Annotated in this window: 23 protein-coding genes and 1 pseudogene; 9 read left to right on the top strand and 15 right to left on the bottom strand. The window is 71.0% G+C overall.

Translation table 11 applies throughout. The features are described 5' to 3' along the window. Positions 1–12: 12 nt before the first annotated feature. The 6 genes from ABXJ52_RS31220 to ABXJ52_RS31195 form a co-directional block, all read right to left on the bottom strand. Positions 13–519: a thioesterase family protein gene (locus ABXJ52_RS31220; RefSeq protein WP_367046565.1), complete on the bottom strand. Its 507-nt coding sequence runs from the start codon at positions 517–519 to the stop codon at positions 13–15. Further along, positions 516–1,514 (bottom strand): 3-hydroxyacyl-CoA dehydrogenase NAD-binding domain-containing protein, encoded by a 999-nt coding sequence (locus tag ABXJ52_RS31215; RefSeq protein ID WP_367046564.1) that lies wholly within the window; start codon positions 1,512–1,514, stop codon positions 516–518. Before ABXJ52_RS31215 ends, ABXJ52_RS31220 begins: the two co-directional genes overlap by 4 nt. Positions 1,515–1,548: 34 nt before the next feature. Continuing rightward, positions 1,549–2,445, bottom strand: coding sequence for a 3-keto-5-aminohexanoate cleavage protein (locus ABXJ52_RS31210; RefSeq protein WP_361830033.1), 897 nt, complete (start codon positions 2,443–2,445; stop codon positions 1,549–1,551). A gap of 67 nt (positions 2,446–2,512) precedes the next feature. After that, a complete protein-coding gene (locus ABXJ52_RS31205) occupies positions 2,513–3,379 on the bottom strand; it encodes a TetR/AcrR family transcriptional regulator (RefSeq protein WP_367046561.1) in 867 nt (288 codons plus the stop codon). A gap of 220 nt (positions 3,380–3,599) precedes the next feature. After that, positions 3,600–5,537, bottom strand: coding sequence for a beta-N-acetylglucosaminidase domain-containing protein (locus tag ABXJ52_RS31200; RefSeq protein WP_367046559.1), 1,938 nt, complete (start codon positions 5,535–5,537; stop codon positions 3,600–3,602). A gap of 141 nt (positions 5,538–5,678) precedes the next feature. After that, positions 5,679–6,947 (bottom strand): alpha-L-fucosidase, encoded by a 1,269-nt coding sequence (locus ABXJ52_RS31195; protein WP_367049406.1) that lies wholly within the window; start codon positions 6,945–6,947, stop codon positions 5,679–5,681. A 135-nt stretch (positions 6,948–7,082) separates the two neighbouring features. Between ABXJ52_RS31195 and ABXJ52_RS31190 the strand changes: the two genes are divergently transcribed. The 5 genes from ABXJ52_RS31190 to ABXJ52_RS31170 all read left to right on the top strand — a co-directional run bounded on the left by ABXJ52_RS31190 (position 7,083) and on the right by ABXJ52_RS31170 (position 13,675). Then, positions 7,083–7,778: a GntR family transcriptional regulator gene (locus ABXJ52_RS31190; RefSeq protein ID WP_367046557.1), complete on the top strand. Its 696-nt coding sequence runs from the start codon at positions 7,083–7,085 to the stop codon at positions 7,776–7,778. Continuing rightward, complete coding sequence (locus ABXJ52_RS31185; RefSeq protein ID WP_367046555.1) at positions 7,775–8,617, top strand: creatininase family protein; 843 nt, start codon at positions 7,775–7,777, stop codon at positions 8,615–8,617. The genes ABXJ52_RS31190 and ABXJ52_RS31185 overlap by 4 nt, the downstream gene beginning before the upstream one ends. An 82-nt stretch (positions 8,618–8,699) precedes the next feature. Then, positions 8,700–9,641: a PHB depolymerase family esterase gene (locus ABXJ52_RS31180; protein WP_367046553.1), complete on the top strand. Its 942-nt coding sequence runs from the start codon at positions 8,700–8,702 to the stop codon at positions 9,639–9,641. A gap of 59 nt (positions 9,642–9,700) precedes the next feature. Next, positions 9,701–11,269: an AbgT family transporter gene (locus ABXJ52_RS31175; RefSeq protein ID WP_367046551.1), complete on the top strand. Its 1,569-nt coding sequence runs from the start codon at positions 9,701–9,703 to the stop codon at positions 11,267–11,269. A gap of 150 nt (positions 11,270–11,419) precedes the next feature. Next, positions 11,420–13,675 carry a terpene synthase family protein gene (locus ABXJ52_RS31170; RefSeq protein WP_367046550.1) on the top strand — a complete coding sequence of 752 codons (2,256 nt, stop codon included), beginning with the start codon at positions 11,420–11,422 and terminating at the stop codon, positions 13,673–13,675. A 9-nt stretch (positions 13,676–13,684) separates the two neighbouring features. On the opposite strand, the gene ABXJ52_RS31165 is transcribed toward ABXJ52_RS31170, so the two are convergent. Together ABXJ52_RS31165 and ABXJ52_RS31160 are read right to left on the bottom strand one after the other, a co-directional pair. Next, complete coding sequence (locus ABXJ52_RS31165; RefSeq protein ID WP_367046548.1) at positions 13,685–14,545, bottom strand: metallophosphoesterase; 861 nt, start codon at positions 14,543–14,545, stop codon at positions 13,685–13,687. Between the two features lie 40 nt (positions 14,546–14,585). After that, on the bottom strand, positions 14,586–15,215 hold the full coding sequence (locus tag ABXJ52_RS31160) for a TetR/AcrR family transcriptional regulator (RefSeq protein ID WP_367046546.1): 630 nt from the start codon (positions 15,213–15,215) through the stop codon (positions 14,586–14,588). 87 nt (positions 15,216–15,302) lie between these two features. Between ABXJ52_RS31160 and ABXJ52_RS31155 the strand changes: the two genes are divergently transcribed. After that, complete coding sequence (locus ABXJ52_RS31155; RefSeq protein WP_367046545.1) at positions 15,303–15,686, top strand: YrdB family protein; 384 nt, start codon at positions 15,303–15,305, stop codon at positions 15,684–15,686. A 22-nt stretch (positions 15,687–15,708) separates the two neighbouring features. On the opposite strand, the gene ABXJ52_RS31150 is transcribed toward ABXJ52_RS31155, so the two are convergent. From ABXJ52_RS31150 to ABXJ52_RS31135, 4 genes are all read right to left on the bottom strand, one after another. After that, complete coding sequence (locus tag ABXJ52_RS31150; RefSeq protein ID WP_367046544.1) at positions 15,709–17,358, bottom strand: cytochrome bc complex cytochrome b subunit; 1,650 nt, start codon at positions 17,356–17,358, stop codon at positions 15,709–15,711. Positions 17,359–17,465: 107 nt separating this feature from the next. Next, positions 17,466–18,524, bottom strand: a complete 1,059-nt coding sequence (locus tag ABXJ52_RS31145; RefSeq protein WP_367046543.1) for an LLM class flavin-dependent oxidoreductase — start codon at positions 18,522–18,524, stop codon at positions 17,466–17,468. After that, positions 18,524–19,057, bottom strand: a complete 534-nt coding sequence (locus tag ABXJ52_RS31140; RefSeq protein WP_367046541.1) for an SRPBCC family protein — start codon at positions 19,055–19,057, stop codon at positions 18,524–18,526. The genes ABXJ52_RS31145 and ABXJ52_RS31140 overlap by 1 nt, the downstream gene beginning before the upstream one ends. A 102-nt stretch (positions 19,058–19,159) precedes the next feature. Further along, on the bottom strand, positions 19,160–19,657 hold the full coding sequence (locus ABXJ52_RS31135; RefSeq protein ID WP_367046540.1) for a helix-turn-helix domain-containing protein: 498 nt from the start codon (positions 19,655–19,657) through the stop codon (positions 19,160–19,162). Positions 19,658–19,921: 264 nt separating this feature from the next. Between ABXJ52_RS31135 and ABXJ52_RS31130 the strand changes: the two genes are divergently transcribed. From ABXJ52_RS31130 to ABXJ52_RS31120, 3 genes are all read left to right on the top strand, one after another. After that, positions 19,922–20,782 (top strand): MoxR family ATPase, encoded by an 861-nt coding sequence (locus tag ABXJ52_RS31130; protein ID WP_367046539.1) that lies wholly within the window; start codon positions 19,922–19,924, stop codon positions 20,780–20,782. Continuing rightward, positions 20,779–22,224 carry a VWA domain-containing protein gene (locus ABXJ52_RS31125; RefSeq protein WP_367046538.1) on the top strand — a complete coding sequence of 482 codons (1,446 nt, stop codon included), beginning with the start codon at positions 20,779–20,781 and terminating at the stop codon, positions 22,222–22,224. The genes ABXJ52_RS31130 and ABXJ52_RS31125 overlap by 4 nt, the downstream gene beginning before the upstream one ends. A 103-nt stretch (positions 22,225–22,327) precedes the next feature. Further along, a complete protein-coding gene (locus tag ABXJ52_RS31120) occupies positions 22,328–23,449 on the top strand; it encodes a M20 family metallopeptidase (protein ID WP_367049404.1) in 1,122 nt (373 codons plus the stop codon). 217 nt (positions 23,450–23,666) lie between these two features. Here the strand turns inward: ABXJ52_RS31120 and ABXJ52_RS31115 are convergent. From ABXJ52_RS31115 to ABXJ52_RS31105, 3 genes and pseudogenes are all read right to left on the bottom strand, one after another. Continuing rightward, positions 23,667–24,437: pseudogene (locus ABXJ52_RS31115) on the bottom strand (ABC transporter ATP-binding protein); the annotation flags it as partial. Between the two features lie 4 nt (positions 24,438–24,441). Beyond that, positions 24,442–25,527: an iron ABC transporter permease gene (locus ABXJ52_RS31110; RefSeq protein WP_367046536.1), complete on the bottom strand. Its 1,086-nt coding sequence runs from the start codon at positions 25,525–25,527 to the stop codon at positions 24,442–24,444. After that, a complete protein-coding gene (locus ABXJ52_RS31105; protein WP_367049402.1) occupies positions 25,524–26,543 on the bottom strand; it encodes an iron ABC transporter permease in 1,020 nt (339 codons plus the stop codon). Before ABXJ52_RS31105 ends, ABXJ52_RS31110 begins: the two co-directional genes overlap by 4 nt. Positions 26,544–26,703: the final 160 nt, after the last annotated feature.

The following is a 26,703-nucleotide window of genomic DNA, read 5'->3' as shown; positions in this document are numbered from 1 at the left end:
GCGACCGCGCCGTCAGGGCTGACGCGGGACCTCGGTGATGGAGCGGCCCGCCCACTCGGGGGCCGGTTCCGCGAGGGACGTCAGGTGGTCGCGGATCGGGTCCGGGAAGGAGGTCGTCCGGCCCGCGTTCTGGTCGACGTGGAGGGCGAGGAGCTCGGTGGTCGACACCGGGGTCGCGTCCGGGGGTACGGGCGCTTCGGGCTCCTCGACCACGTACAGCTCGTGGGTGAAGCGGGCCTTCTTGGCGTCCGCGCCCAGGATGCGGGTGCGGACGGCCAGGTGGGCGCCCTCCGCCACGTCGTCGAGATAGCGGATGTGCGCCTCGACCGTGTAGAGGGAGCAGCCGGTCGACTCGCGGTAGCCCGCGTGCAGGCCCGTCTCGATCATCATGGCGTCGGTGGCGTAGCCGAAGACGAGGACGTAGAACGCCTCGCTCATATGGCCGTTGTAGTCGATCCACTCGGGCCGCACGGTCCGGTGCAGGAGCGGGAGCGGCTCGTGGGGCAGGGACTCGGTCACTTGGTGTCCTCCTGTGCTGCACGCTGCTGCGGCAGGCGTCCCGTCGCCCGCAGTACGTCGATGACTCCCTGGTCACGCTCGGCGACCAGGTCGGCGATGGTCCGGCCGTCCGCCGCGTCGTCGCATCCGGCGACCACGGCGTCGTACAACTCCTTGTCCAGCTCGGGTGCTTCGAGGCGCGTCCACGGCGACTTCAGGGACGGGCCGAAGTGGTCGAGCATGTGGGCCATGCCGCCCTCGCCGCCCGCGAGCGCGAAGGTGAGCATGGGGCCCATGAACGCCCAGCGCAGGCCGGGGCCTTCGGTGATCGAGTCGTCGATCTCCTTCACCGTGGCCTCGCCGTTGGCGACCATGTGCAGGGCCTCGCGCCACAGGGCTTCCTGGAGGCGGTTGGCTATGAAGCCGGGTACCTCGCTCGCCATGGTGATCACGGACTTGCCCGCCACCTCGTAGAAGCGGGACGTCCAGGTGACCGCGTGGGGCGCCGTCCTGTCGCCGCCGACGACCTCGACGAGCGGGATGAGGTAGGGCGGGTTGAAGGGGTGTCCGACGACCAGGCGGCCGGGGTCCGCGGCCTCGGTCTGCATGTCGGTCATCGGGTAGCCGGAGGTGGAGGAGGCGATGACGACTCCGGCGGGCGCGGCGGCGTCCAGCTTGGCCAGCAGGTCGCGCTTGAGCTCCAGCTTCTCGGGGGCGCTCTCCTGCACGAACTGGGCGTCGGCCACTGCCTCTTCGAGGGTGGGCGTGACGGTGAGCCGGTCCGGCGAAGCCCCCTCGGCAAGCCCGAGCTGGGTCAGCGCGGGCCAGGCCGCGTCCACCAGGCGGCGCAGCTTCCGCTCGGCGTCGGGGGCGGGGTCCCAGGCGGTGACGTCGTAGCCGCGGGCGAGGTAGTGGGCGACCCAGCCACCGCCGATCACTCCGGCGCCGACGCAGGCGATACGGCGTACGTCCTCGGGGGCGCAGGGGGCTGGGGGTGTCGTGACGGTGTCGTTCATGCGGGTCCTTGGTCCTACTCGTCGTGGAGGGGCGTCAGGCGCGGGGCTTGAGGCCGAGCTTCTGGCGGGCCTCGTCCGGCGTGGCGACGCGCGAGCCGAGGTTCTCGGTGATCTGCACGGCCCGCTCGACGAGTTGGGCGTTGCTGACCTTGTTGCCCTTGCCGAGGTAGAGGTTGTCCTCCAGGCCCACGCGCACCTGCCCGCCGAGCAGGATGGACTGGGCGACCCACGGCATCTGCATGCGGCCGAGCGCGAAGCTGGCCCACTGGGCGCCCTCGGGCAGCATGTTGACCATGGCCTGCAGGACGCCGGGGTCGGCCGGGGCGCCCCACGGGATGCCCATGCAGAGCTGGAAGACGGTGGGGTTGTCGAGCAGCCCTTCGGCGAGCAGCTGCTTGGCGAACCACAGCTGTCCGGTGTCGAAGATCTCCAACTCGGGCCGTACGCCCAGCTCCTGGATGCGCTTGGCGCCCTGGCGGAGCATGTCGGGGGTGGAGATGTAGAGGTTGTCGCCGAAGTTGAGGGAGCCGCAGTCGAGGGTGCAGATGTCGGGGAGCAGGTCCTCGACGTGCGGGAGACGGTCCAGGCCGCCGACGAGGTCGGTGCCGGGCAGCTCGCCGAGGTCCTTCAGCGGCTGGACCGGGTCGATGACCAGGTCGCCGCCCATGCCCGCGGTGAGGTTGATGACGACGTCGGTGCCGGTCTCCTTGATGCGCTCGACGACCTCGCGGTACAGGCGGGGGTCACGCGAGGGGTCGCCGGTCTCGGGGTCGCGTACGTGGATGTGTACGACGGCGGCCCCGGCCTCTGCGGCCTCCACGGCGGAGGTGGCTATCTGCTCGGGGGTGACGGGCACGTGGGGACTCTTGCGCACGGTGTCGCCCGCGCCGGTGAGAGCGGCGGTGATGATGACGTCTTGGTTCACGGGCATGGCGAACTCTCCCTCGGGGGTGGGGTGTTGGAGGTACTGCGGGGTGCTGGCGAGGCTCTGTCGGTATTTACGCGGGTCTCGGCGCGGCGAGCGTCGCGTCGACGTACACGAGCAGCGCCTCGTGCATGTCGTCGGGGGTCGTGCCGTCGGCGCCCGGGGTGGAGGCGAGCACCTGGGTCGCGAGGCCGTCGATCAGCGCGGTGAGCCGGAGCGCGGCGGACTGCGGATCGACGAGGCGGAACACACCCTGGTCGACGCCGCGCCGGATGACGTCGGCGACGGTGGCGCGCCACTGCCGGTAGTACTCGGCGTGCAGCCGCCCCACGGCGGTGGAGCGGGCGGCCTCCGCCCACAGGTCGAGCCAGACGCTCCACTGCCAGCGCTGCTGCGGGGTGCGGGGAGTCTGCAGCTCGATCAGCTGACGCAGCTCGTCGGCGGCATCGGCCGCTTCGGCGATGCGGGCCGCCCGGCGGGCGGTGTCCTCGTCCATGCACCAGCGGACGGCGGCCTCCAGGAGGTCGTCGCGCCCGGGGAAGTGGTAGTGGATGGCGGCGGTGCTCGTGGCGCAGGCTTCGGCGATGTCCGCGACGCGTACGGCGTGGAATCCGCGCTCGGCGACGAGCCGCACGGTCTCGCGGACGATCTGGAGGGGGCGGCCGCCCTCGGGGGCCGCCGCGGTGCGTTCGCGTCGTGCCTGCGGGGTGGCGGTCGGCGCCTGGGCCTGGACCTGGGTACCCAGGAGCCAGCCCGCGTCCACGCCGCCGGTGTCGGCGATGCGGGCCAGTTCGGCCGCGGTGAAGCGGCGGGTGCCGCCGAGGGAGCGGGAGAGCTTGGAGGGGTCCATCACGATGCGGCGGGCGAATTCGCGCTGCGTCGCGCCGGCGTCGGCGATGACCTTGCGGACCCTGTCCGCGACCTCGGGGTCTTGCTGCATGGGCGGTGACGCTACCCGCGAATTGAGCAGATCGCAATCCGCCAGGTACCCACCTCCGTAATCGCCCCAGCTATCGCCCCAACCATTGAGATCCTGACTGATGTCTCAGTCACCTCATGCAAACGAGGGTGCCGACTGGGACCACGCACACCCACCCGCCTGCCCCTGCGGGGGAGGGAGGCGGGTGGGCGGGTGCAAGAAGGTTCCGTGAAGCGACGGACTACGTCCGGTCCTGGACCCCCTTCACGAACTCGTCCAGGTAGGGGTCAGCGATCTTCACCGCCCCCAGCTGGTGATGCTCCGCCGGGTCCACGGAGATCGCCCGCGCCCGTTCCGCGAGGGACTCCATCGACGCCCGCTCCCGCGCCGCCGCCGCGGAGTCCCCCTCCTGGGCGGCGATCAGCGCGGCGAGCCCGTGCCGCATCGCGGAACCCCACAGCTCCGTGGCGTCGAGCCACTGCTTCGCGTCATGCAGGAACTGCTGGTCCGGCACTCCGGCACGCAGCACCGCGGGGACCTTCTCGATCTCCCGAGCCGTGGGCCGCAGCGCCCGCACCGCCCCGGCGGGGTCGCTCTCGTACCGCTTCCAGAAGGCGTCCAGCTTCGGCCCGAGGACCGGGGACTGCGGCTGCCAGTTCGACTCACCGAACGTGGGCGCCGCGTGGTTGAGGTCCACGAACGTCCGCACCGCGTCGGCGACCCGGTCGTCACCCCCGGCGAGATACAGCGCCGCCTGCCGCCCCGACCGCGTCCGCTCGTACCCCCGGTCGTTCCAGGAGAAGTCGTTCATGGTGAAGACGGCGAGCTTGCTGGCCCCCTCCTGGTTCATCGGGTTGGACACGATGCCGCTGAGGTGACCGGAGAGGCCAGGCTCGCGCTTGTCGTAGGGCGCGAGGAGGAGCCGCCCCGCCGTCCGCGCGAAGTCGTTCACCGGGTAGTTGTCCCAGACGAACACCTTCCGCCCGAACAGCTCGGCGGCCTTCTCCGCCTGGGAGTTGGTGATCTCGGGCGGGACCACGTCCGTGCCCGTCCACATCACCTCTACGGCGCCGTCGAGTTCGCCACGCATCGTCTGCTTGTACGCGGTGTCCGTGAGGTCCCCGTACTCCGTGGGCACCATCTGCAGCGGGTTGGCGTCCTCGTGCTGGGCGATGAACTCCCGCTGGATGGTGTTGAGGAGCCCCACCTGAGCCTTCGCCGCGGGACCGCGGCCCGGCTCGCCGAACTTCACCTTGTCGGCATCGCAGTTCCACTTGGTGTAGCTGATGTCGTCGAGCGGCACGGAGAAGGACCGCACTCCGAGGTCGTACATCGCCTGGAGCTTGGCCGTCAGCGCCTTGACGTCGGCCGGGTCCGAGTAGCAGATGGAGCCGCCCGGTGAGACCGCGAACGTGAAGCGCACGTGGTTGGCGCTCGCGCGGTCGATCAGCTTGCCGAGCTCGGTGAGCTTGTCCGCCGGGTAGGGCTCGCGCCACTTCTCCCGGTGGTAGGGGTCGTCCTTGGGCGCGTAGACGTAGGTGTTGGCCTTGGTGTCGCCCAGGAAGTCCATCTGGTCGAGCCGTTCGGCCTCGGTCCAGGGCGGGCCGTAGAACCCTTCGATGCTGCCGCGCAGGGGCATGGAGGGGAAGTCGGAGACCTCGACACCCGCTATCCGCCCCCGGGAAATGAGCTGGCCGAGGGTCTGCGCCGCGTAGAACTGGCCGGTCGCGTCCTTGCCGCCGAGTGCGACGGTACGGTGCTCCGCCCGCAGGGCGTAGCCCTCCGCCTGCTCCGGCACCTTGGTCCTGCCGAGCGCCTTCGCGATGTCGGGCCGGGTCGCCGGGCCGAGCAGGACGGTCAGCGGGGCGCGGCCCGACGCCTTGGCGCGTACGTCGATGTCGCGCACGCCGTGGGCGCGCAGTGTCTCGGTGACGCGGCGGCGGGCCGCCTCGTCCGTGTCATCGCCTACGACCAGTTCGGCGCGCCGGGCGAGCGGCACGTCTCCACCCGCGCGGGCCATGTGCTGCGGGGTCGGGGAGACGACGGGGAGCTTGCGGGTCATGGTGTCCTCCTGAGCCGACTGCGGCGCGGCGGCTGCCGACGGGGCCAGGGGGACCGCCAGGACGGCGAGCGCGAGAAGCGCCGTACGGGATCTGAGAGCGCGTGTGGTGCGGGGCATAGGGCCTCCGAAATTCGGGATGGGGGTGCGGGTGGGGCCAGGGGCGGGAGCGCCGGAGGGACGTGCCCGTAGGGGCGCGGGGAACTGCGCGACCAGCCCCCACCGGCCCGCAGTGCATGAACCGCACACCTGGCGGGGCGCTCAGTCGCGCGTATGCGCGTGGTACAGGTCGAGTTCGCCGTCGAGTTCCAGGGCGACGACAGTGCACAGCGGATCGAGCTGGTCGTCGGTGATATGGACGTACTCCCAGCCGGGTACGTCACCGAGGCCGCCGACACGCTCGTGCCGGACTGCGGTGTCCGTGCCCAGCACGCGGGCGGACGCCACGCCGTTGCGCACGCCCCGCAGGACCACGTATTCGTTGGGCCGGTCGAAGATGAACAGGTACAGGGTGCGGCGGTCGGCGGAGAGCGTCGAAGGGCCGTAGAAGTGGCCGTGCGGAAGGCCGCGTCCCGCCCCGTGGACCGCGTCGGCGTGGCGGCCCGTCCACTCCCCCAGCGCTTCGAGGCGCTCGGCCTGTTCGGAGAGCAGCGTGCCGTCCTCCTTCGGGCCGATGTCGAGGAGCAGATTGCCGCCCCCTCCGATGGTCTCGGCGAAGATGCGGACGAGCTGACGCGGTGACTTGTGGTTCGTGTCCTGCGGCTGGTAGCCCCAGGAGTCGTTGACGGTGAGGCACAACTCCCATGGCTGAGCGGGGGGTTCGATGGGCACGCCCTGTTCGGGGGTGGCGTAGTCGCCGTGTCCGGTGAGGCGGCCGTTGACGACGGTGTTCGGGGAGAGCGCCCTGATCTCCTCGGCGAGTTCCGCCATCCGCCACTGTCCGGCGCCGCGCTCCCACTCGCCGTCGAACCACAGCAGGTCCGGTTCGAAGCGCTCCAGCAGTTCGCGCACCTGTACGCGGTGGAAGGCGAGGAAGTCGGCCCACCTCTCCTCGGACTCCTCGCCGGCGGCGGGCATCGAGTAACGGTTGCCGCGTTCGGCGGGGTCCTGCCCTTCGGGGCGCACGGACGCGTAGTCGGGGTGGGACCAGTCCAGGTGCGAGTAGTACAGGCCGACTTTGAGGCCTCGGGCGCGCAGGGCGGCGACGTACGGGGTGATGAGGTCGCGGCCCGCGGGGGTGCGCTTGACGACGGACAGGTCGTTGGCCGCGGTGTCCCAGAGGGCGACACCGTCGTGGTGCTTGGCGGTGAGGACCGCGTAGCGGGCTCCGGCGCGGACGAAGAGGTCGGCCCAGGCCTCGGGGTCGTAGGCGGCGGCGGTGAAGCCGTCGAGCTGCGCCATGTAGCGGTCGTAGGGCACCCGGTCGTCGTAGAAGGACCAGGACTCGGCCACTCCGTCCACGCTGTAGATGCCCCAGTGCAGGAAGATCCCGAGCTTGGCGTCCGTGAACCACGGCTGGATCACTGGCAGTTCTCCTCGTCCCGGGGGGAAAGCGCTTACGCGCCAGCAGGCTAGATCGAGAAAGTTGCCCCATACAAGGGGGCGGGAGCCGCCGGATCCGTCACGACCATTGACCGCCAAGAAACCAAGTGATTTATTCACTTCATGAGTTACGGCAGTCATCCCTCCCTGTCCGAGCGCCTGGCGGACGACATAGTCGACATCATCCGCACCGAGCGCCTGACGCCCGGCGACGCGCTGGCCTCGTCCCGCGAACTGGCACGGCGCTTCGAGGTCACCACGCCGACCGTGCGCGAGGCGCTGCGCAGGCTGGAGGCCACCGGAGTGGTGGAGTTCCGGCACGGATCAGGGACGTACGTGGGACCGGGCGTGGACCGCAGGCTCCTGGCCAACCCGCATCAGCCGCGCAGTGACCGCGCCTCGGTCCTCGAACTCGTCGGGGCCCGCCTCGTCCTGGAACCGGCGATCGCGGCGACCGCCGCGCGCGCCCAAGCCGACGACGGCGTACGGCAGTTGGCTCTCGCGGCGGGCAACGCCCTGCTGCCGCCGGAAGAGTCACTACGCCAGTCCGTCCACTTCCACGTGGCGCTCGCGGCGGCCAGCGGCAACACGCTCCTGCGGGAGGCCGTCGAGGCCCTGCTGCACGTGCGGGCACGCGAGCAGGTGGAGATCCGGCACCGCTACAACGACCGTGAGCGCGACCACGCCGAACACGTCGAGATCTACGAGGCCGTACGGTCCGGCGACGCGGCGGCGGCGGAGCGCCTGACCCGCGAGCACCTGACGTCGATCCGTGACGCGGTACTCGCGGCGGACTTCCCGGAGGGTGACGCCCGATGAGCGACTCCACCGAGCGGCCCGGGTCCGCGGCGGACTCCGCCCCTGAAGGTCCTGACCTTCCGGGCCCTCAACTGCCCTTTCGCCTGGCCGAGATGACCACGGTCGAGGCCGCCGCGGCGGTCCGCGCCAGTCCGCTCGTGATCATTCCCGCGGGCGCCTTCGAGCAGCATGGACCCGGGATGCCGCTCGCCACCGACACCATCCGCGCCGAACACGTCGCCGACCTGGTCGCCGCGCAGCTCGCAGGGCGGGCCGTGATCGGACCTTCGCTCGGCATCGGCGTCTCCCCGCACCACCTGGCCTTCGCCGGCACGGTGAGCCTGTCGACGGGGACGCTGGCCGCGCTCGTCCGTGACTACGTCGACAGCCTGCACCGGCACGGCTGGCGGGACATCCTGGTGATCACCGGGCACGGCGGCAACAACGCCACGCTCACCACCGTCGCGCAGGACCTGCTCGTCACCCACCCCGGCCTGCGGTTCGCCTGGACGCCGCTGACCACGCTCGCCCCGCACGCCGTCGCGGCCATGCGACCCAGCGAGGTCCACGGGCACAGCGGCGAGGCAGAGACCGCTCAAATGCTGTACCTGGCACCGGAGTTGGTGCACCGCGAGCGCCTCGCACCCGGGGCCGTCACCCAGGCGGACCTCGACCCGCTCTCCCGAGTCGCACGCCGTGGCGGCCACCCCGCCCTGACCGTGCCGTACGACCGGCTCAGCCCGAACGGCGTGCTCGGCGATCCGCGCCGCGCCTCCCCCGAGGACGGCCGCGCGATCGTCGACGCCGCGGTCCACCGCATCGTCACGTTCGTCAAGGAGTGGCTGGACACCACCAGCTGACGCCTCGTCACTGACCCTCTTCTCTCAGCCGCCCGCGCATCGCGCCCTCCGCGCATCGCGCCGTCGGCGGAAGGAGCCTGCCTTGAAACGCGCACTGTCCCGCACGGCCGCCTCTGTCATCGCCGGTCTCACCCTCCTCGCGGGGGCGGGCCTGACCACTCCCTCGTACGCGCAAGGTGACGCGCCCGGCTGCCGCCGGGCCGGGACGCAGCCGCCCGGCACCACCGCCCCGCACACCCTCGTCAGCGGTGGCCTGACCAGGACCTATCAGCTGCACCTGCCGGAGGGGTACACCGCCGACCGGGCATGGCCCGTGGTCCTCGCCTTCCACGGGCGTGGCAACACCGGCAGCGGAACCGAGGAGTTCAGCAAGCTGTCCACCCTGTCCGCGATCGTCGCGTACCCGGAGGGTGTCGTCGGTACCGGTGACGGGCAACGGCAGGCGTGGCAGGGGGCTCCGTACGCCGCACCCGGCGTGGACGACGTGGCGTTCACCGGTGATCTGCTCGACGCGCTGGAGGCCGGCCTCTGCGTGGACCGGCGGCGGGTGTACGCCACCGGGAAGTCGAACGGCGGCGGGTTCACCTCGCTCCTGGCCTGCCGGATGTCGGACCGGATCGCCGCGATCGCCCCGGTGGCGGGAGCCTTCTACCCGGGCACGGGCGAGAACTGCCGGCCCGCGCGCCCGGTGCCGGTGATCGACTTCCACGGCACCGCGGACGCCACCATCCCGTACGCGGGAGATCCCGGCCGCGGCCTGCCCGCTCTCCGTGACTGGCTCACCGCCTGGGCCGACCGCGACGGCTGCCGCACCCGCACCCCGGACCGGGCGACGGCGCCCGACATCACCGAGTCCCGCTGGGTGCGCTGCGCCGACGGCGCCGAGGTCCGGCATGTGGCCGTCTCGGGCGGCGGTCACACCTGGCCCGGCGCCGACAGCTACAGCGGCGGCGGTCACACCACGCAGAGCATCGAGGCACACGAAGTCATGTGGAAGTTCCTGCGCCGCCATCACCTGCGCTGAGCCGCCCCTCCCCACGCTTTCTCACCCCTCTCCTCCTCACCCATCCCCGCGGAGCCGCCATGTCCTCCCCGACCCCCGCCCTGCCGGATGCCCCGCCTCCACCACCCGACGGGCCACCGCTCCCCCGCCTGATCCGCGCGATGGCCGTCGTCGAGCGTGCCGGGAACGCGCTGCCGCACCCCTTCTGGCTGTTCTGGATCCTCTCCGGCGTCCTCGCCGTGATCAGCGCGGTCCTCGCCGGGTTCGACGTCTCCGTCATCGCGCCGGGAGACGGCAAGAGCGTCGCCGTGCAGAGCCTGCTCAGCGGGGACGGGCTCGCGATGGCCGTCTCGACGATGATCGAGAACTTCGCCGCCTTCCCGCCGATGGCGACCATCGTGGTGGTCATCATGGGCGTCGCGGTCGCCGAACGCAGCGGATTCCTGGCCGCGTTGATGAAGGTCGGCGTCTCCCGTGTCCCCGCCTCGTGGGTGGTCTTCGCGGTCGCCTTCGCGGGCACGGTGGCGCACGTCGCGTCGGCCGCCGCCTACGTCATCCTCGTACCGCTCGGCGGTCTCGCCTTCCGCGCCGTGGGCCGCTCCCCCGTCCTCGGCATCGTCGTCGCCTACACCGCCATCGCCTCCGGCTACGACGCGAGCCCCGTCCCGACTCCCAACGACGCGATCTTCGCCGGGATCACCACGACGGCGGCGAAGATAGCGGGCGGCGACGACGCCTACGTCTCGCCGCTCAGCAACTGGTTCTTCAACATCGCCTCCTCCTTCCTGCTCGCCGCCGTCATCACCCTCGTGACGCGCTTCGTCCTGAGCAAGCGGCCCGACCTCGACGCCGACCCGGACGCCGATCTCGACGACATCGGGGCACTCAGTCTCAGCGACCGCGAGCGCTCGGCCCTGCGCCGGGCGGGCCTCACCTTCCTCGTCGCCGTCGCCGCCCTCACGGCCGCCGTCGTACCGGCCTCATCGCCCCTGCGCGGTGAGGGAGGCAGCATCGTCGAGTCACCGCTCCTGGCCGGCATCGCGGCGATCGTGGCCTTCCTGTTCGCGCTCGTCGGCACCGTCTACGGAGTCCGCGCCGGCTCCGTCCGCAAGCCCGGCGACGTGCCGAAGCTCATGGTCGAGGGCGTCAAGCAGATGGCTCCGGTGCTCGTCCTGTTCTTCGCGATCGCCCAGTTCCTCGCCTACTTCGACTGGACGCACATCGGCGACGTCCTCGCGGTCAGGGCCGCCGAGGCACTCGAACACAGTCAACTCCCGATCGTGGTCGTCTTCCTGCTCATCCTGCTGCTCCTGACCGTCGTGAACGTCATGGTCACCAGCGGGTCAGCGATGTGGGCCCTGGCCGCCCCCGTCCTCGTACCGATGCTGATGCTCGTGGACGTCCCCGCCGAGACCACGCAGGCGCTCTTCCGCATCGCGGACTCCGGTTCGACGGCCATCACGCCCATGAGCCCGTACTTCGTGATGGCGCTCGGGTTTCTTCAGCGGTACCGCAAGTCCGCTGGGCTCGGCACCCTCGCCTCCTACACGCTGCCGCTCGCCGTCGCGATGACCGTGGCCTGGACGCTGCTGTTCCTCGCCTGGTGGGCGCTCGGTATTCCGCTCGGACCCGGCGCACCGGTGCGCTGACCTGCCCGCCCGAACTCCGGTGCGCCGACTCGCTGTTTGAACTCCGCCGGGTCACGCGATGGTGTGACGCTGCGGCGGCCACGGCATCGGTCGCCCCCGCTCGGGTAGTGCTCCGCTGGTCCCGAGCCGCCGCCGCGAGGAGAACGCCGTATGTCGCAGCCCTTTGAACTGCCCAGCTTCTACATGGTGCATCCCGCTCGCCTCAACCCGCACCTGGAAGAGGCGAGGGAGCACTCAAGGGAGTGGGCACGAGGCATGGGGATGCTGGAGGGGTCGGGTGTCTGGGAGCAGCGCGACCTGGACGCCCACGACTACGCACTGCTGTGCGCGTACACCCACCCCGACTGCGACGGTCCCGCGTTGTCCCTGGTCACCGACTGGTATGTGTGGGTGTTCTTCTTCGACGACCACTTCCTCGAACTGTTCAAACGGACCCAGGACCGCGAGGGCGGCAAGGCCTACCTCGACCGGTTGCCCGCCTTCATGCCGATGGACCTCTCCGCTCCCGTGCCGGAGCCCACGAATCCGGTCGAGGCGGGTCTCGCGGACCTGTGGGCGCGGACGGTGCCGTTCATGTCGCGGGACTGGCGTGCGCGGTTCGCCGAGAGCACGACGAATCTGCTCAACGAATCCCTGTGGGAACTCGCGAACATCAACGAGGGCCGGATCGCCAACCCCGTCGAGTACATCGAGATGCGCCGCAAGGTGGGCGGCGCGCCCTGGTCCGCGGGGCTCATCGAGTACGCGACGGGCGCGGAGGTCCCCCCGGCCGTCGCCGGTTCCAGGCCGCTGCGCGTCCTCAAGGAGACGTTCTCCGACGCCGTCCACCTGCGCAACGACCTCTTCTCGTACCAGCGGGAGATCGAGGACGAGGGTGAACTCTCCAATGGTGTGCTGGTACTTGAGACGTTCCTCGGCTGCTCCACGCAGGAGGCGGCGGATGCCGTGAACGATCTCCTGACCTCGCGGATGCAGCAGTTCGAGAACACGGCGCTGACCGAACTCGCCCCGCTGTTCGCGGAGACCGGGCTGCCCCCGAAGGAGTGCGCCGATGTCCTCGCGTACACCAAGGGCCTCCAGGACTGGCAGTCCGGCGGTCAGGAGTGGCACATGGTGTCCAGCCGCTACATGAACAACGGCGGCGCCGCGCCCTCACCGCTCGACGGCCCGACTGGACCCGGCACGGCGGCCGCCGGGATCAAGGCGCTGATCGCCGCGACGGGAGCGCGGCGGCTGCGCGGCTACACGCACGTCCCCTTCCAGCGGGTGGGCCCCTCCCGGCTCCCCGAGTTCAACCTGCCGTACGCGACCCGGCTCTCACCGCATCTGGACGAGGCGCGCCCCCGCACCGTGCGGTGGGCGGACCGGATGGGCATGCTCGAACCGCAGGCAGGGGTGCCGAGTTCGGACATCTGGGACGCGCGCAAGGTGGACGGCTACGACTTCCCGCTCTGCGCGGCGGGCATCCATCCGGACGCGGACCTGGAGGCTCTCGACCTGGGCTCGCAGTGGCTGACCTGGGGGACGTACGGCGACGACTACTTCCCCGTGGTGTTCGGCAGGCCCCGCGACCTGGCGGGAGCGAAGCTCTGCAACGAACGGCTCTCGCTCTTCATGCCGCTGGACTTCGCCGGCATGCCGGCGCCGACGTGCGCGATGGAGCGCGGGCTCGCCGACCTGTGGGTGCGCACCGCGGAGCCGATGGACCAGGAAGGGCGTCGCACGCTGCGCGCCGCCATCGAGGTGATGACGGCCAGCTGGCTCTGGGAGCTGGACAACCAGGCGCAGAACCGCATCCCCGACCCGGTCGACTACATCGAGATGCGCCGCCTGACCTTCGGCTCCCCGCTCACGATGAGCCTGTGCCGCCTCGGCCACGGCCCCCAGGTGCCACCGGACATCTACCGCACGGGCCCGATGCAGAACCTGGAGAACGCGGCCAGCGACTACGGCGCCCTGATGAACGACGTCTTCTCGTACCAGAAGGAGATCGAGTACGAGGGCGAGATCCACAACGGCATCCTCGTCGTCCAGAACTTCTTCGGCTGCGACTACCCGACGGCGCTCGGCATCATCGACGACCTGATGAAGTCACGGCTGAGCCAGTTCCAGCACATCGTCGCCCATGAACTCCCCGCCCTCTACGACGAGTTCAATCTGCCGCAGGTGACGCGGGGCATCCTCGACGGTTATGTGCGCGATCTGCAGAACTGGATGGCCGGCATCTACACCTGGCACCGCGACTGCCGCCGCTACCGCGAGGAGGACCTGTCGCACGGACCGCTGCCGACCCCTTCGGGGTTCGGCATGGCAGCCGTACGCCCGGACTGGCTCCGGGAGTTCGGCATCGCCGCCGACCGGCAGCTGGAGGAGACGGCCGGCCTGCCGTCACCCGCACGCCCCTGACCGCCCCCGCTACCCGGCGTCCGGCGGCTCCGGCAGGATCTGGCGGAGCCGCGGGGCGGGATGGCGGTCGCGGCGCCACTCGCGGGGGTAGCCGACCGAGACCTCCTGGAAGCGGACTCCGTCGTGCCAGGTGGTGCGCGGGATGTGGAGGTGGCCGTAGACGACCGCCGCCGCCTCGTACTTCACGTGCCAGTCGGCGGTCAGCTCGGTGCCGCACCACATGGCGAACTCGGGGTAGGTCAGGATCCGGGTGGGGTCGCGCACCAGCGGCCAGTGGTTGATCAGGACCGTGGGCAGGCCCGGTGTCCGCCGGGCGAGCAGCTCCTCGGTGAACGCCACGCGGGCACGGCACCAGTCGTCGCGGCCCGGGTAGGGGTCGGGGTGCAGGAACACCTCGTCGGTGCAGACGACGCCCGCCGCGTGGGCCGCCTCCAGGGCGTCCGCCTTCGCGTGCGTGCCCGCGGGGCGGAAGGTGTAGTCGTAGAGCAGGAACAGCGGGGCCACCGTGACGGGGCCGCCGGCGCCACGCCAGACCGGGTAGGGGTCCTCGGGGGTCGCGGCGCCCATGGAGCGGCACAGTTCCACGAGATGGCGGTAGCGGGCCTCGCCCCGCAGCTGGTTCGGGTCGTCGCGGGGCGTCCACAGTTCGTGGTTGCCCGGTGTCCACACCACTTTGGCGAAACGGTCGGTGAGGGTGCGCAGCGCCCATTCGACGTCGGCCATGCGCTCCGCGGTGTCCCCCGCCACGATCAGCCAGTCCTCGTCGGTCTCCGGGCGCAGGGAGTCGAGGAACGTGCGGTTGTCGTCGTACGCCACGTGCAGATCGCTGATGGCGTACAACTTCGGCGTCTTCTCGGGCACTTGTGTCACTCCGTGAGGCTAACCGCAGCACTGACCGCGCGGGGCGCGATCAGCTTCCTCCGGTACCCGCGGATGACGCACGGGCCCCGGCCAGGACCTGGTCGACGAGGCGGGACGCGTAGTCGCCGCCGAACGGTTCGCCGGTGATCAGCAGGCGGTAGTAGATCGCGCCCGCCAACTCGTCGAAGAGCAGGTCCGGGCGGGCGTCGGGGTTCAGGTCGCCGCGGGCCCGGGCGGTCTCCAGGAGTGCGATCGGGAGCGCGTTGCGGCGGGCGAAGACCGCCCGTACGGCCTCGCCGACGTCCGCGTGGCGGGCGGCTGCCGCGACGAGCTCCGCGACCAGGCCGGCCGAGGGCCCGTCCGTCGACGCGCCGACCCGGCGCATACGGTCCAGGCCCGCCACGACGGCTTCGAGGTACGTCACCAGGTCATGCCGGATGTCCCCGGTGTCCGCCACCGGGACGTCGTCCTGGATCTTGGCGACGACCGCGACGATGAGGTGGTCCTTGGTGGGCCAGCGGCGGTAGAGCGTGGTCTTGGCGACTTTGGCCCGCTGGGCGACCTCGTCGATCGAGTAGCGCTCGTAGCCGCGCTCCATGAGCATGTCGTGCGCCGCCGCGAGGATGCGGGCGTCGGCGCCCTCACTTCGGGGGCGGCCACGTCGGGCAGGGGTGGTCATGACGCACATTCAACCAGCCCGCCCCCTTTACGCAACGCACGTATCGTAATTACGCTGCCTCTCACGTCATCTCTCTCGGGGGGCCCGTTGACCACCATCGCCCTGGCTTACAACCCGGCCATGCTCGTGATCCGCTTTCTCTTCGAACTCTTCGCGCTGGGCTGCTTCGGCCTGTGGGCATGGCGCAGGACGCCGTCCCCCTGGCGCTGGCTCACCGTCGTCGCGTTACCGGTCTTCGTCGGCTGGGCCTGGGGCGCCTTCGCCGTCTCGGGCGACGAGTCGCGCTCCGGCGAGACCGACTACGAGACACCCGGCCCCCTGCGGCTGCTCCTCGAACTCGCCGTGTTCTTCTGGGCGGTCGCGGCCCTCTACCAGCTGGAGATCCGCCGGGTCGCCCGCTGGTTCCTCATCACCCTCGTCGTCTACCACATCCTCGCCTACGACCGGGTCTGGTGGCTCCTGACGAAGTGACGGAGGCAGCGCCGATGGCCCCTCAGTGGTGCCCGTCCCCGCCGCCCTGCTGGATCTCCAGGTACTCCTCGGGCGTCGCCTTCGGGACCTGCGCCGACGGGCCGTACATGGCCCGCCCCAGGCGTGCCCGCATCCGCTCGCCGCGCGTGACCTTGCGTGCCACGCCGTGCTCGTCGACCGCCGGGCCCATCTCGTACGGCTTGGGCTGCTCGTGCGCGGTCAGCTTGTACAACTCACCCTGGGTGAGCGGCACATGGACCTCCACGTACTCACCGTGGGGCAGGCGTTTGATGGTGCCGCTCTCCCGGCCGTGCAGCGCCTTCTCACGGTCGCGGAGCTGGAGCCCCATGCACCATCGATGGGTCACGTAGAAGGCGATGACCGGCCCGACGAAGCAGGCGATCCGCACGAACCACGTGATCGCGTTGATGGAGAGATGGAAGTGCGTGGCCCAGATGTCGTTGCCGCCGCCGACCATCAGTACGGCGAACAGCGTCAGCCACGCCACGCCGAGCCCGGTGCGCACCGGGGCGTTGCGCGGCCGGTCCGCGATGTGGTGCTCGCGTTTGTCGCCGGTGACCCAGGCCTCGATGAACGGATAGACGGCGATGGCCATCAGGATGAGCGGGAAGAGCGAGAACGGGATGAAGACGCCCAGTTCGAGTGTGTGCCCCCAGGCGTTGATCTCCCAGCTGGGCATCACCCGGATCAGGCCTTCGGAGAAGCCCAGGTACCAGTCGGGTTGAGCGCCCGTGGAGACCAGATCCGGGCGGTAGGGCCCGATCACCCACACGGGGTTGATGGTGGCGACCGCACCCATGATCGCCAGAATGCCGAAGACGAGGAAGAAGAAGCCACCGGCCTTGGCGATGTAGATGGGCATGAACGGCGCCCCGACCACGTTCTTCTCGGTCTTGCCGGGCCCGGCGAACTGGGTGTGCTTGTGGTAGAAGACCAGGATCAGGTGGGCGACGACGAGCCCCAGCATGATCCCCGGCAACAGCAGGACATGGACGCTGAAGAGCCGCGGAATGATCGCGTCGCCCGGGAACTCTCCGCCGAAGAGGAAGAAGGAGAGATACGTCCCCACGACCGGGACGGAGAGGATCGCACCCTGCGCGAAGCGGATGCCGGTGCCCGAGAGCAGGTCGTCCGGGAGCGAGTATCCGGTGAGGCCGGTGATGATCCCGAGGAACAGCAGCGTCCAGCCGAACAGCCAGTTGACCTCACGCGGCTTGCGGAAGGCGCCGGTGAAGAACACCCGCATCATGTGCACGAGCATGGCGGCGACGAAGACGATCGCGGCCCAGTGGTGGATCTGCCGGATCAGCAGACCGCCGCGCACCTCCATGCTGATGTCGACCGTGGACTCGAAGGCCCGGGTCATCTGGATGCCTTTGAGCGGCGTGTACACACCGTCGTAGATGACCTCGGAGCCGCTCGGCTCGAAGAAGAGCGTGAGCCAGACCCCGGTGAGGATCAGGATCAGGAAGCTGTAGAGACAGATCTCCCCGAACATGAACGACCAGTGGTCGGGAAAGATCTTGCGCATCTGGCTCTTGGCCAGGGTGTGGACGCCGAGGCGGCCGTCCGCCCAGTCGGCCACCCGTTCGCCCTTGCCGGCCGGGCCAGGCCGTTCGCTGTCCCGGGTGTGCTCGACGCTTCCACTCATTCGTCTCCCCCTCAGGCGGATACCAGACTAGATCAGGGGGTTCACGGAGCCAACGGCGCCTCCCACAGCGGAAGTTGACGATCTTCGGAGGTGCAGGTCGGCCCCGTCTACACCTCGGACCGCTCCAGATCCCGCACGAGATCGATCGCCCGCCCGAGCGTCGTGAGCCGTGCCTCCAGGCTGTCGCCCGCCGGGTAGAAGCGGACCATGTCCACGCCCGCCTCGCGCCACACCCGCAGGCGCTCGCGGACCATGTCCTCGGTGCCGATGAGGGTGGTGGCGAGGACCATGTCGTCGGTGATCAGAGCGGCGGCGCCGTCACGGTCACCTGACTGCCAGCGGGTGCGGACCTCCGCCGCGGTGTCGGCCCAACCCTGCCTGCTGTAGGCGTTGTTGTAGTAGTTGGTGCTGGCGGAGCCCATGCCACCCAGGCTGAAGGCCAGCTCCTTCTTGCGGCCCGCGACCATCGCGCGCAGCGCGTCCTCGTCATCGGCGAAGGCCACTTCGGCGCCCTGGCAGATGTCCAGGGCGCCGCGGGTGCGGCCGGAGGCGGCCAGGCCCGCGTCGAGGTGGTCGAAGTAGGCCTCCTTCGCGCCCTCCGGGACGAAGCTCGTGCCCAGCCAGCCGTCGGCGATCTCACCGGTCAGGCGCAGCATCTTGGGCGAGAGTGTGGCCAGGTAGATGGGCAACTCGTGCTCGGCGCGCATGGACAGACGCATGGGCTTGGCCTCGCCGCCGGGCAGCGGAAGCGTGAACTCCCGCCCCGCGTACGCGATCTTCTCCCCCGTGGCCGCCCGGCGGATGATCTCCACGGTCTCCCGCATCCGGGTCAGCGGCCTCGCGAACGGCACTCCGTGCAGGCCTTCGATCACCTGCGGTCCTGACGGGCCGAGCCCGAGGAGGAAGCGGCCGTCGGAGATGTTCGAGAGGGTGATGGCCGCGCGGGCGATGGCCGCGGGGGTGCGGGTCGCGAGCTGGATGATGCCGGAGCCCAGCAGCATGCGTTCCGTGCGCGCGGCCAAGTAGCCGAGCGGGGACGGCGCTTCGGAGCCCCACGCCTCCGCGACCCAGCAGATGTCCATCCCCAGCTTCTCGGCCTCGGTGACGAAGTCGACGGTCTCCCGCCAGTTCGCCCCGGACGCCTCGATGGTCGTCGACGTGCGCATCAGGCGTCCGCCGTCCCGCGAGCGGCGCCCTCGGCCAGCTTCTTGATCGCGTCCAGCGTGGCCGTCATGTTCGCCTCGAACTCCCGCATCCGTACGTACACGATCTTCTGCTCCTTCTCCGGCATCCGGTCGATCGCGTACGACAGTCCGGAGCGGCCCGGTCCCATCTGCATCCACTGGGTCAGCTCGGTGCCGCCACCGTCCGCACCGGCGAGGCTGAACCGCCAGAGCGCACTGGGCCGTTCGGGGTCTTCGACCGCCCAGGCGAACACGCGCGGGGCCTCGCATTCCACGACGTACGACGTGGTCTGCCACGCGCCGAACGACGCGTGCTCGCTGCGGCCGACGAAGCGCGCGCCGGGCGTGGGCCCGGACGCGCCGTCCAGCCACTCGACCGACCGCAGCTCCGTGCTGAGGGTGGGCATCAGGCCGATGTCGGAGACGAGCTCCCAGACGTGTTCCGGTGGCGCGGCTATCCGTGTGCGCACCTCGGCGGTCGGTTCGTCCGCGTAGCGCGCGCCTGTCCACTCCATCGTGGGTCGCCTCTCTGTTGGCAGCCTTTGCCTCGCTGACCATGAGAGTTGCGTAGATAGACTCACTCGTCAAGGGTGAGGGCTCGGCCCGGCTGGGAGGGGTCAGCGGCTGAAGCGGGCCCGGATGTCCGGGCGTTCGGCAAGGCGTGCCGGGTAGCCGGGGCCGAGGCGTGCGTGCGTGTCGTCGGCCGACATCGGCTGCTTGCAGTGGCCGCAGACGACCTCCACGTCGGTCTCGTGCCCGCAGCGGTCGTGCTCGAAGACGACCGGCGCGCCCTCGTCACCGCTCAGCCAGCGGTTGCCCCAGCTGTTCATCACCGCGAGCACGCCGAAGAAGTCGCGGCCCTTCTCGGTGAGCACGTAGTCGTGGCGCACCGGCTCGCTCTGATAGGGGCGCTTCTCCAGAAGCCCCTCGTCGACCAGGCGGCGCAGCCGGTCGGTCAGGGTGTTGCGCGCGATGCCGAGCTCCTGCTGGAAGGCGTCGAAGCGCTTGATCCCGTAGAACGCCTCGCGCAGCACGAGCGGGGTCCACCAGTCGCCCAGCAGGTCCATGGTGCGGGCGATGGAGCAGGGCCAGTCGGCAAAGGAGGTCCGCCTCATTCCGCAAGGATACGAGAAGGGTCCACGTTCCCCGGTGGGTCTCGGAACTGGACTCAGCAGCCCGCGGCGGGTACCGGCGCCCTCACGTGACGTTCGACCGCGTGACGTACGACGACGTGAGGTTCGACCGCGTGACGCACAACGACATGACGTTCGACCGCGTGATGTTCGACGCAAACGCGATGCCGCCGTTGTGGAGCGGCGCGTGCTGCTGATCGAGTGAGGAGAGCCATCGCGCCGTTTCGTTCAGCCCCGGAGGCCCCGTTGCTCTTCTCATCCGTGGACGATGTCGCCTCGCGGCTCGCCGATACGGGCTATCTGGCCTCCACGGCCGTCGCCACCACCGTCTTCCTGGCCGACCGCCTGGGCAAGCCGCTCCTCGTGGAGGGGCCGGCGGGCGTCGGCAAGACCGAGCTGGCGAAGGCCGTTGCCCAGGTCGCGGACGCGCGCCTGGTCCGGCTCCAGTGCTACGAAGGCGTGGACGAGTCCCGCGCGCTCTACGAGTGGAACCACGCGAAGCAGCTGCTGCGCATCACCGCGGGCCGCGACGAGACGTGGGACGAGACGCGCACGGACATCTTCAGCGAGGAATTCCTGCTTCCGCGCCCGCTGCTCACCGCCATCCGGGGCGATGAGCCGAAGGTGCTCCTGATCGACGAGACCGACAAGGCGGACGTCGAGGTGGAGGGGCTGCTCCTGGAGGTCCTGAGCGACTTCCAGGTCACGGTCCCCGAGCTCGGCACCATCACCGCGACGCGCCGTCCCTTCACCGTCCTCACGTCGAACGCCAGCCGCGAGCTCTCCGAGGCGCTGCGCCGCCGCTGCCTCTTCCTCCACATCGGCTTCCCCGAGGAGGAGTTGGAGCGCCGCATCGTGCGCCTGAAGGTGCCCGGCCTCGACGAGGCCCTCGCGCGGTCCGTCGTCCGGATGGTCGGCGCGCTGCGCGCGATGGACCTGCGTAAGGTGCCGTCGGTCGCGGAGACGATCGACTGGGCCCGTACGCTGCTCGCCCTCGGCGCCGACTCCCTCGACGAGGACGTCGTACGCGACAGCCTCGGTGTCGTACTAAAGCACCAGGACGACGTCCTGAAGGCGGCGGCCAAGCTGGACCTGGACGCCGTGTGACCGGGGTGGATACCGGGGTGGGCACCGGCGTCCCGGAACGGCTCACCGCACTCGTGCAGGCGCTGCGTTCGCACGGCATCCGGATCGGCACGGGCGAGACGGTGGACGCCGGCCAGGCCATCGAGGCGCTCGGCCTCGCCGACCGGGAGCGGGTGCGGGAGGGTCTCGCCGCGGCGCTGCTGCACAGTGAGGGGCAGCGGCCGGTGTTCGACCCGGTCTTCGACCTGTACTTTCCGCGCGGGATCGGGGCTCCGGACGCTGCGACGAGTTCCCGTGGCGCCGAGCAGGAACTCGACGCCGCGCAGGAATTCGACAGGGAAGACCTGCGTGACCGCCTGGCTGCCGCCCTGGCTGCCAACGACCGGTCCCTGCTGGCCCAGTTGGCGGCCGAGGCGGTGGAGGGCATGGGCGGCTACGGGACGCGGCCCGGGCCGGGAGGCGCCGGAGGCACCGGAGGCTCGGACGGCTGGTCGTCGCACCAGACGCTCTCGCGGCTGCGCCCGGAGACCCTGCTGGCGCGGATCCTGGCCGGTATCCGCCAAGGGGCTGACGGGGACGCCGAGTTCACCGACCGTCTCGCCGCCGACGAGGTCCGCCGCCGCATCGAGAACTTCCGCGCGCTCGTGGGCTCCGAAGCGCGCCGCCGGGTCGCGGAGCGGCGCGGCGCGGACGAGATCGCGCGGCGGGCCGTCGCCCCGACCGCCGACCGGGTCGACTTCCTCATCGCGGGCCGCGCCCAGCTCGACGAGCTTCGCAGAGCGGTCCAGCCGCTGGCCCGCAAGCTGGCGACGCGCCTCGCCGCGCGCCGCCGCCGGGCGGCGCGCGGCCGGATCGACCTGCGCAGAACGTTGCGCGGCTCGCTGTCCACGGGCGGTATCCCGATGCGCCCGGTGCTGCGAAGGCGCCGCCCCGCACGCCCCGAACTGGTGCTCCTGTGCGACGTGTCCGGCTCGGTGGCGGGCTTCGCCAACTTCACGATGCTGCTCGTGCAGGCGCTGCACGACCAGTTCAGCAAGGTGCGAGTCTTCGCCTTCGTCAACCGCGTCGACGAGGTCACTGACCTCATCGCCCGCGGCACGGCCGACCCCGAGGGCCTCGGCAGCCGCATCCTCTCGGGAGCCGCGGTCACCGGCTACCACGGCAGCAGTGACTACGGCTCCGCCCTGGGCGAGTTCGCCGAGCGCTACGCGGAGGCGGTCTCCCCGCGCTCCACGGTCTTCGTGCTCGGCGACGCCCGCACGAACATGAGCGACCCCAATGTCCCCGCCCTGCGCGCGGTCGCCTCCCGCGCCCGCCGGGTCTACTGGCTCAACCCGGAGGGCCGAGCCCAGTGGCAGACGGGCGACTCGGCGGCGGGGACGTACGCCGAGCTGGTGGAGATGCACGAGTGCCGCAGCGCACGGCAGCTCAGCGCGCTGATCGGACGGCTGCTGCCGGTCTGAACCGTCCGGCCCGTCCGGTCCGTCCGGCGCCCGCCTTAAGCTGTCCCGGCAGCGATGAGCGGAACGGCGAGGAGACGACGTGGCAGGCGGCGTGGCAGGCGGCGTGGAGCAGGTCAAGGAGGGGATCCGGGCTCGGGTCGGTGACGTGCGGGACGAGCTCGTCGGGCTCAGCCGGCGGATTCACGCTCACCCGGAGATCGCGTTCGAGGAGCGGCGGGCCGCCGGGTGGTGCGCGGACGTGCTGCGTGCGCACGGCTTCGCGGTGACCGCGCCCGCGTACGGGCTGGAGACCGCCTTCGAGGCGACCGTGGGGTCGGGGCCCGTGACGGTCGCGCTTGCCTGCGAGTACGACGCGCTGCCCGGCATGGGGCATGCCTGTGGGCACAATCTGATCGCGGCGGCGGGCGTGGGGGCCGCGCTCGGCCTCGCTCCGGTCGTCGACCAACTCGGGCTCACCGTGCGCGTGTTGGGCACTCCGGCCGAGGAGAGCGGGGCCGGGAAGGCGCTGCTGCTCGACGCCGGGGCGTTCAAGGGGGTTGACGCGGCGATGATGGTGCACCCGTGCCCGTTCGAGGTGGCCGACTTCCACTCGTACGCGATGGGGGCGCTGACAGCGACGTACACGGGCAAGTCCGCGCACGCCACACTCAACCCGCAGGACGGACGGAACGCAGCCGACGCGCTGACCGTGGCGCAGGTGGCCCTCGGGCTGCTCCGGCAGCAGCTGCCCGGGGAGTGGAAGGTGCACGGCATCACCACGGAGGCGGGGACGGCGCTCAATGCCATCCCCGAGCGGGCCGGCGCCGCGTACGCGCTGCGGACTCCATCGGTGGAGGAACTACGGGAGTTGCGCGAGCGGGTGGCGGACTGCTTCCGGGCAGGGGCGCTCGCGGCGGGCTGCGCGGTGGAGCTCGAACAGCCCGCGCCCGACTATCTCGACTTCCGGTCCGACGCCTCCCTCCTCGCCCTGTGGGAGGCGAACGCCCGCGCCCTCGGCCGCCCCGAACCGCAGCGGCGCGGACCCTTCGCCTCGACAGACATGGGCAACGTCTCGCACGTCGTGCCGTCGATTCACCCCGTACTCGACATCACCGGGGGCGGCTGCGCCCCGCACCAGCCGGAGTTCGCCACCGCGGCAGCCACACCCCTCGCCGAACAGGCCATGATCGACGGGGCGGTCGGGCTCGCGTGGACGGCCGCGGACTTCGCCGTCAGCCGGGGCTAGCCGCCCCCTTGCCCGCCTCCGCAAGCAGAGGCACCCCGTCCCGCCCACCGGCGCCCGTCAGCCCGGATCAGCCGCCTTCGCGAGAGGTCGTGGTGGAGGCCTTCGCGGTGGTCGCTTCGGGGGCCTGCTCCGGTAGCTTGCTGGGCGCACCCTCGGCCGTCCCCTCCCGCGCCTGCTCCGCCGATGTCTCCGGCGCCCTGCCCAGCGGCCTCGCCGTCATCGTCGGCACGACCACCGGAGAGCCGTCCCCCGGCGCCTGGAGGATGTCCGCCTCGATTCCGTACAGTTCCTTGACCAGTTCGGCGGTCACCACCTCGCGGGCCGGGCCGTTGGCGACGATCTTGCCTGCGTTCATGGCGATGACCGTGTCGGCGTAGCGGGCGGCGCTTGCCAGGTCGTGCAGGACCATGACGACCGTGCGGCCCGCGGCGGCCACCTCTCGGACCAGGGAGAGGACTTCGACCGCATGGCCGAGGTCCAGGGCGCTTGTCGGCTCGTCGAGCAGCACGATCGGTGTCTGCTGGGCCAGGACCATCGCCAGCCAGCAGCGCTGGCGCTGGCCGCCGGAGAGGTGGTCGAGGCGGCGCGTGGCGAGGTCCGTGGTGCCGGTGGCTTCGAGGGCCTCGCGCACGGCGGCCTCGTCCTCGCGCGACCACTGACGGAACAGGCCCTGGTGGGGGTGGCGCCCGTAGCGGACGAGTCCGGCGACGGTGACCGCCTCGGGGGCCTGCGGCGACTGCGCGAGCAGCGCGATGCGGTGGGCCGCGCGCCGCTGGGTGAGCCGCCACACGTCCTCGTCCCCGGCCCGCACCGTGCCCGAACTCGGCTTGTGGAGCCGGGAGATGGAGCGCAGGAGTGTCGACTTCCCGCAGCCGTTCGGGCCGACGATCGCGGCGACCTGTCCGCTGGGGATGGTGAGGTCGACGCCGTCCACGGCGGCCGTGTGGCCGGGGTAGCCGGAGGTGAGCGCCTCGACGGTCAGTTGCACGGGGTCAGGCCTTTCCGGTCTGCTGCTCGGAATTCTTGCCGAAGAGGACCCAGAGAAGGAAGGGTCCGCCCAGGACACTGGTGATGACGCCGACCGGGATCTCCACGGGGGCGACGACCCGGCCGAGCGCGTCGGCGGCGCCCACGAGGGCCGCGCCGACCAGGGCCGAGCCGATGATCGGGACGCGGGTCGGACCGCTGAGCCGCCCGGCGACGACGGGCGCGGCGAGCGCGACGAACGCGATCGGCCCCCCGATGCCGACGGCCACGCCGGACAGGGCGACGGCGAGCGCGAGGGTCACCGCGCGGACGCGGCGGACGTTCACGCCGAGGGTGGCCGCCATGTCGTCGTCGAACCGCAGGAGTTGGAGGCGGCCCCCGGCCACGAGGGCCAGCGGCACGAGGACGAGCAGGATCAGCGACAGGGGCGTTCCCACGCTCCAGTCGCGGCCGCTGAGCGAGCCGACCGTCCAGAGGAAGACACCGCCCGCGGTGTTGTCGTTCTCGCGGGACATGACAAGGTCGGTGACGGCGCCGATGACGGTGGAGACGCCGATGCCGACGACCAGGATCCGGTATCCCCCGCTGCCCGCACCGCCCGCGCAGGCGACGACGACCATGGCCGCGGCCGCGGCGCCGAGCGGCCCGAGCCACCAGTCACCGATCATGCCGGTGGACGATCCGACGACGGAGGCGACGACGGCCGCCGTCGCGCCTTCGTTGACGCCGATGATGTCAGGAGTGGCGAGCCGGTTTCCGGCGAGCGTCTGAGTCAGGCACCCGGCGATGCCGAGCGCGGCGCCGACCATGAGCCCCACGGCGATCCGCGGCAGGCGGAAGTCCTGCACCAGCATGACGGTGGCGGAGTCGCCGGTTCCGAGCAGTCCGGAGAGGCTGTCGGAGAAGCTCATCCCGGTGGAGCTGGCGAAGGTGGCGAGCGAGACGACCGCAGCGATCACGAGCGTGAGCCCGACGGCGGCGAGGGCGCTGCGGTAGGGGAAGAGCCAGGAGAAGGTCCCGACGCGGACTGCGGTGGAGTCGGGCGGGGTGATGTCCGCGGCCCCCGAGCCGGGCGTGCGTTCGGTACTCACGCGGCGGCCCCCGCCGTGGACATCCGCTGCGAGCGGGCGATCCAGATCAGCAACGGGCCGCCGATGAAGGCGAGGAGCACGCTGACCGGGGTCTCCCAGGGGCGGATCACGACCCTGGCGAGGAGGTCGGCGGCGATCATCACGTTCGCGGCGACCAGCGCGGAGAGCACCAACTGGCCCGCCATCCGGGGGCCGGTGACGGCACGCGCGGCGTACGGGGCGAGGAGGCCGAGGAAGGCGATGGGTCCGGCGATGGCGACCGCGGAGCCCGCGAGGAGGGTGACCGCCGCCGCGACGGTGAGGCGGATCCGCCCCGGGTGATGGCCCAGGGAGCGTGCGCTGTCGTCGCCGAGCGCGAGCGCGGAGAGCGGGCGTACGCAGCTGAAGGCGATCAGCAGCCCGGCCGCGATCAGCGGGATCAGGGGGTACGTCTCGGATGTCTTGATGCCGGCCAGCGAACCGATGGTCCAGTAGCGGTAGGTGTCGAAGGTGGCCTGCTCACCCAGGAGCACGTACGACGTCATGCCGTGGAAGGTGGCGCCGAGCGCCGATCCGGCGAGCACGAGCCGCAGCGGCGAGCCCGCTGCCCGCCCCGACGCGGCGAGCAGCAGCACGACCATGCTCGCCGCCATGCCGCCGACCAGGGCCCACACCAACACGCCGTACGCCGAGGTCACTTCGAAGTATGTGAGACCGATCACGACGCCGAGCGCCGCACCCGAGTTGACCCCGAGGAGGCCCGTCTCGGCGAGCGGGTTGCGCGTGACGGCCTGGAGCAGGCAGCCCGCCGCACCGAGGGCGACGCCCACCAGGACGCCGGCGAGTGTCCGCGGAAGGCGTACGTCCATGACGGCGAGCCGTATCTGGGCGTCGGCCCGCGCCGACGGGTCCCCCATCAGGAAGTCCCAGGCGCGGCCCATCGGCGTCGACCCGGATCCGACCAGGAGCGAGAGCAGGCCGAGCAGCAGGAGCAGGACAACAAGGGCGGCAGCCGCCCACAGCGTGGGGCGATGCATCTTCGCCAAGCCCGGTATCGGAGGTCTGGATCCGGACGTTGGGACCCGCCCCTCTTGCGCAACCAACATGAAGTTAGCCTAACCTAACCTTGACCTGGAGCCCCGAGTCGGGGTGGCGGCGAACTCCCTGTTCCTTCAGGGGTACTTCGTCATGCCCCGA

Origin of the sequence: Streptomyces sp. Je 1-332 (assembly GCF_040730185.1) — a bacterium.
In the GTDB taxonomy this organism is placed as follows: domain Bacteria; phylum Actinomycetota; class Actinomycetes; order Streptomycetales; family Streptomycetaceae; genus Streptomyces.
The sequence above is the reverse complement of the archived record's forward strand: the minus strand, read 5'-3'. Positions and strand labels throughout refer to the sequence as shown.

What these genes read in the sequence shown, in the direction of transcription:
- ABXJ52_RS31215 (WP_367046564.1), bottom strand. Translation starts at nt 1,514, where the DNA reads ATGAACGACACCGTCACGACACCCCCAGCCCCCTGCGCCCCCGAGGAC.
- ABXJ52_RS31205 (WP_367046561.1), bottom strand. Translation starts at nt 3,379, where the DNA reads ATGCAGCAAGACCCCGAGGTCGCGGACAGGGTCCGCAAGGTCATCGCC.
- ABXJ52_RS31200 (WP_367046559.1), bottom strand. Translation starts at nt 5,537, where the DNA reads ATGCCCCGCACCACACGCGCTCTCAGATCCCGTACGGCGCTTCTCGCG.
- ABXJ52_RS31135 (WP_367046540.1), bottom strand. Translation starts at nt 19,657, where the DNA reads ATGAGGCGGACCTCCTTTGCCGACTGGCCCTGCTCCATCGCCCGCACC.
- ABXJ52_RS31170 (WP_367046550.1), top strand. Translation starts at nt 11,420, where the DNA reads ATGTCGCAGCCCTTTGAACTGCCCAGCTTCTACATGGTGCATCCCGCT.
- ABXJ52_RS31190 (WP_367046557.1), top strand. Translation starts at nt 7,083, where the DNA reads ATGAGTTACGGCAGTCATCCCTCCCTGTCCGAGCGCCTGGCGGACGAC.
- ABXJ52_RS31150 (WP_367046544.1), bottom strand. Translation starts at nt 17,358, where the DNA reads ATGAGTGGAAGCGTCGAGCACACCCGGGACAGCGAACGGCCTGGCCCG.
- ABXJ52_RS31175 (WP_367046551.1), top strand. Translation starts at nt 9,701, where the DNA reads ATGTCCTCCCCGACCCCCGCCCTGCCGGATGCCCCGCCTCCACCACCC.
- ABXJ52_RS31105 (WP_367049402.1), bottom strand. Translation starts at nt 26,543, where the DNA reads ATGCATCGCCCCACGCTGTGGGCGGCTGCCGCCCTTGTTGTCCTGCTC.
- ABXJ52_RS31145 (WP_367046543.1), bottom strand. Translation starts at nt 18,524, where the DNA reads ATGCGCACGTCGACGACCATCGAGGCGTCCGGGGCGAACTGGCGGGAG.
- ABXJ52_RS31140 (WP_367046541.1), bottom strand. Translation starts at nt 19,057, where the DNA reads ATGGAGTGGACAGGCGCGCGCTACGCGGACGAACCGACCGCCGAGGTG.
- ABXJ52_RS31210 (WP_361830033.1), bottom strand. Translation starts at nt 2,445, where the DNA reads ATGCCCGTGAACCAAGACGTCATCATCACCGCCGCTCTCACCGGCGCG.
- ABXJ52_RS31160 (WP_367046546.1), bottom strand. Translation starts at nt 15,215, where the DNA reads ATGACCACCCCTGCCCGACGTGGCCGCCCCCGAAGTGAGGGCGCCGAC.
- ABXJ52_RS31185 (WP_367046555.1), top strand. Translation starts at nt 7,775, where the DNA reads ATGAGCGACTCCACCGAGCGGCCCGGGTCCGCGGCGGACTCCGCCCCT.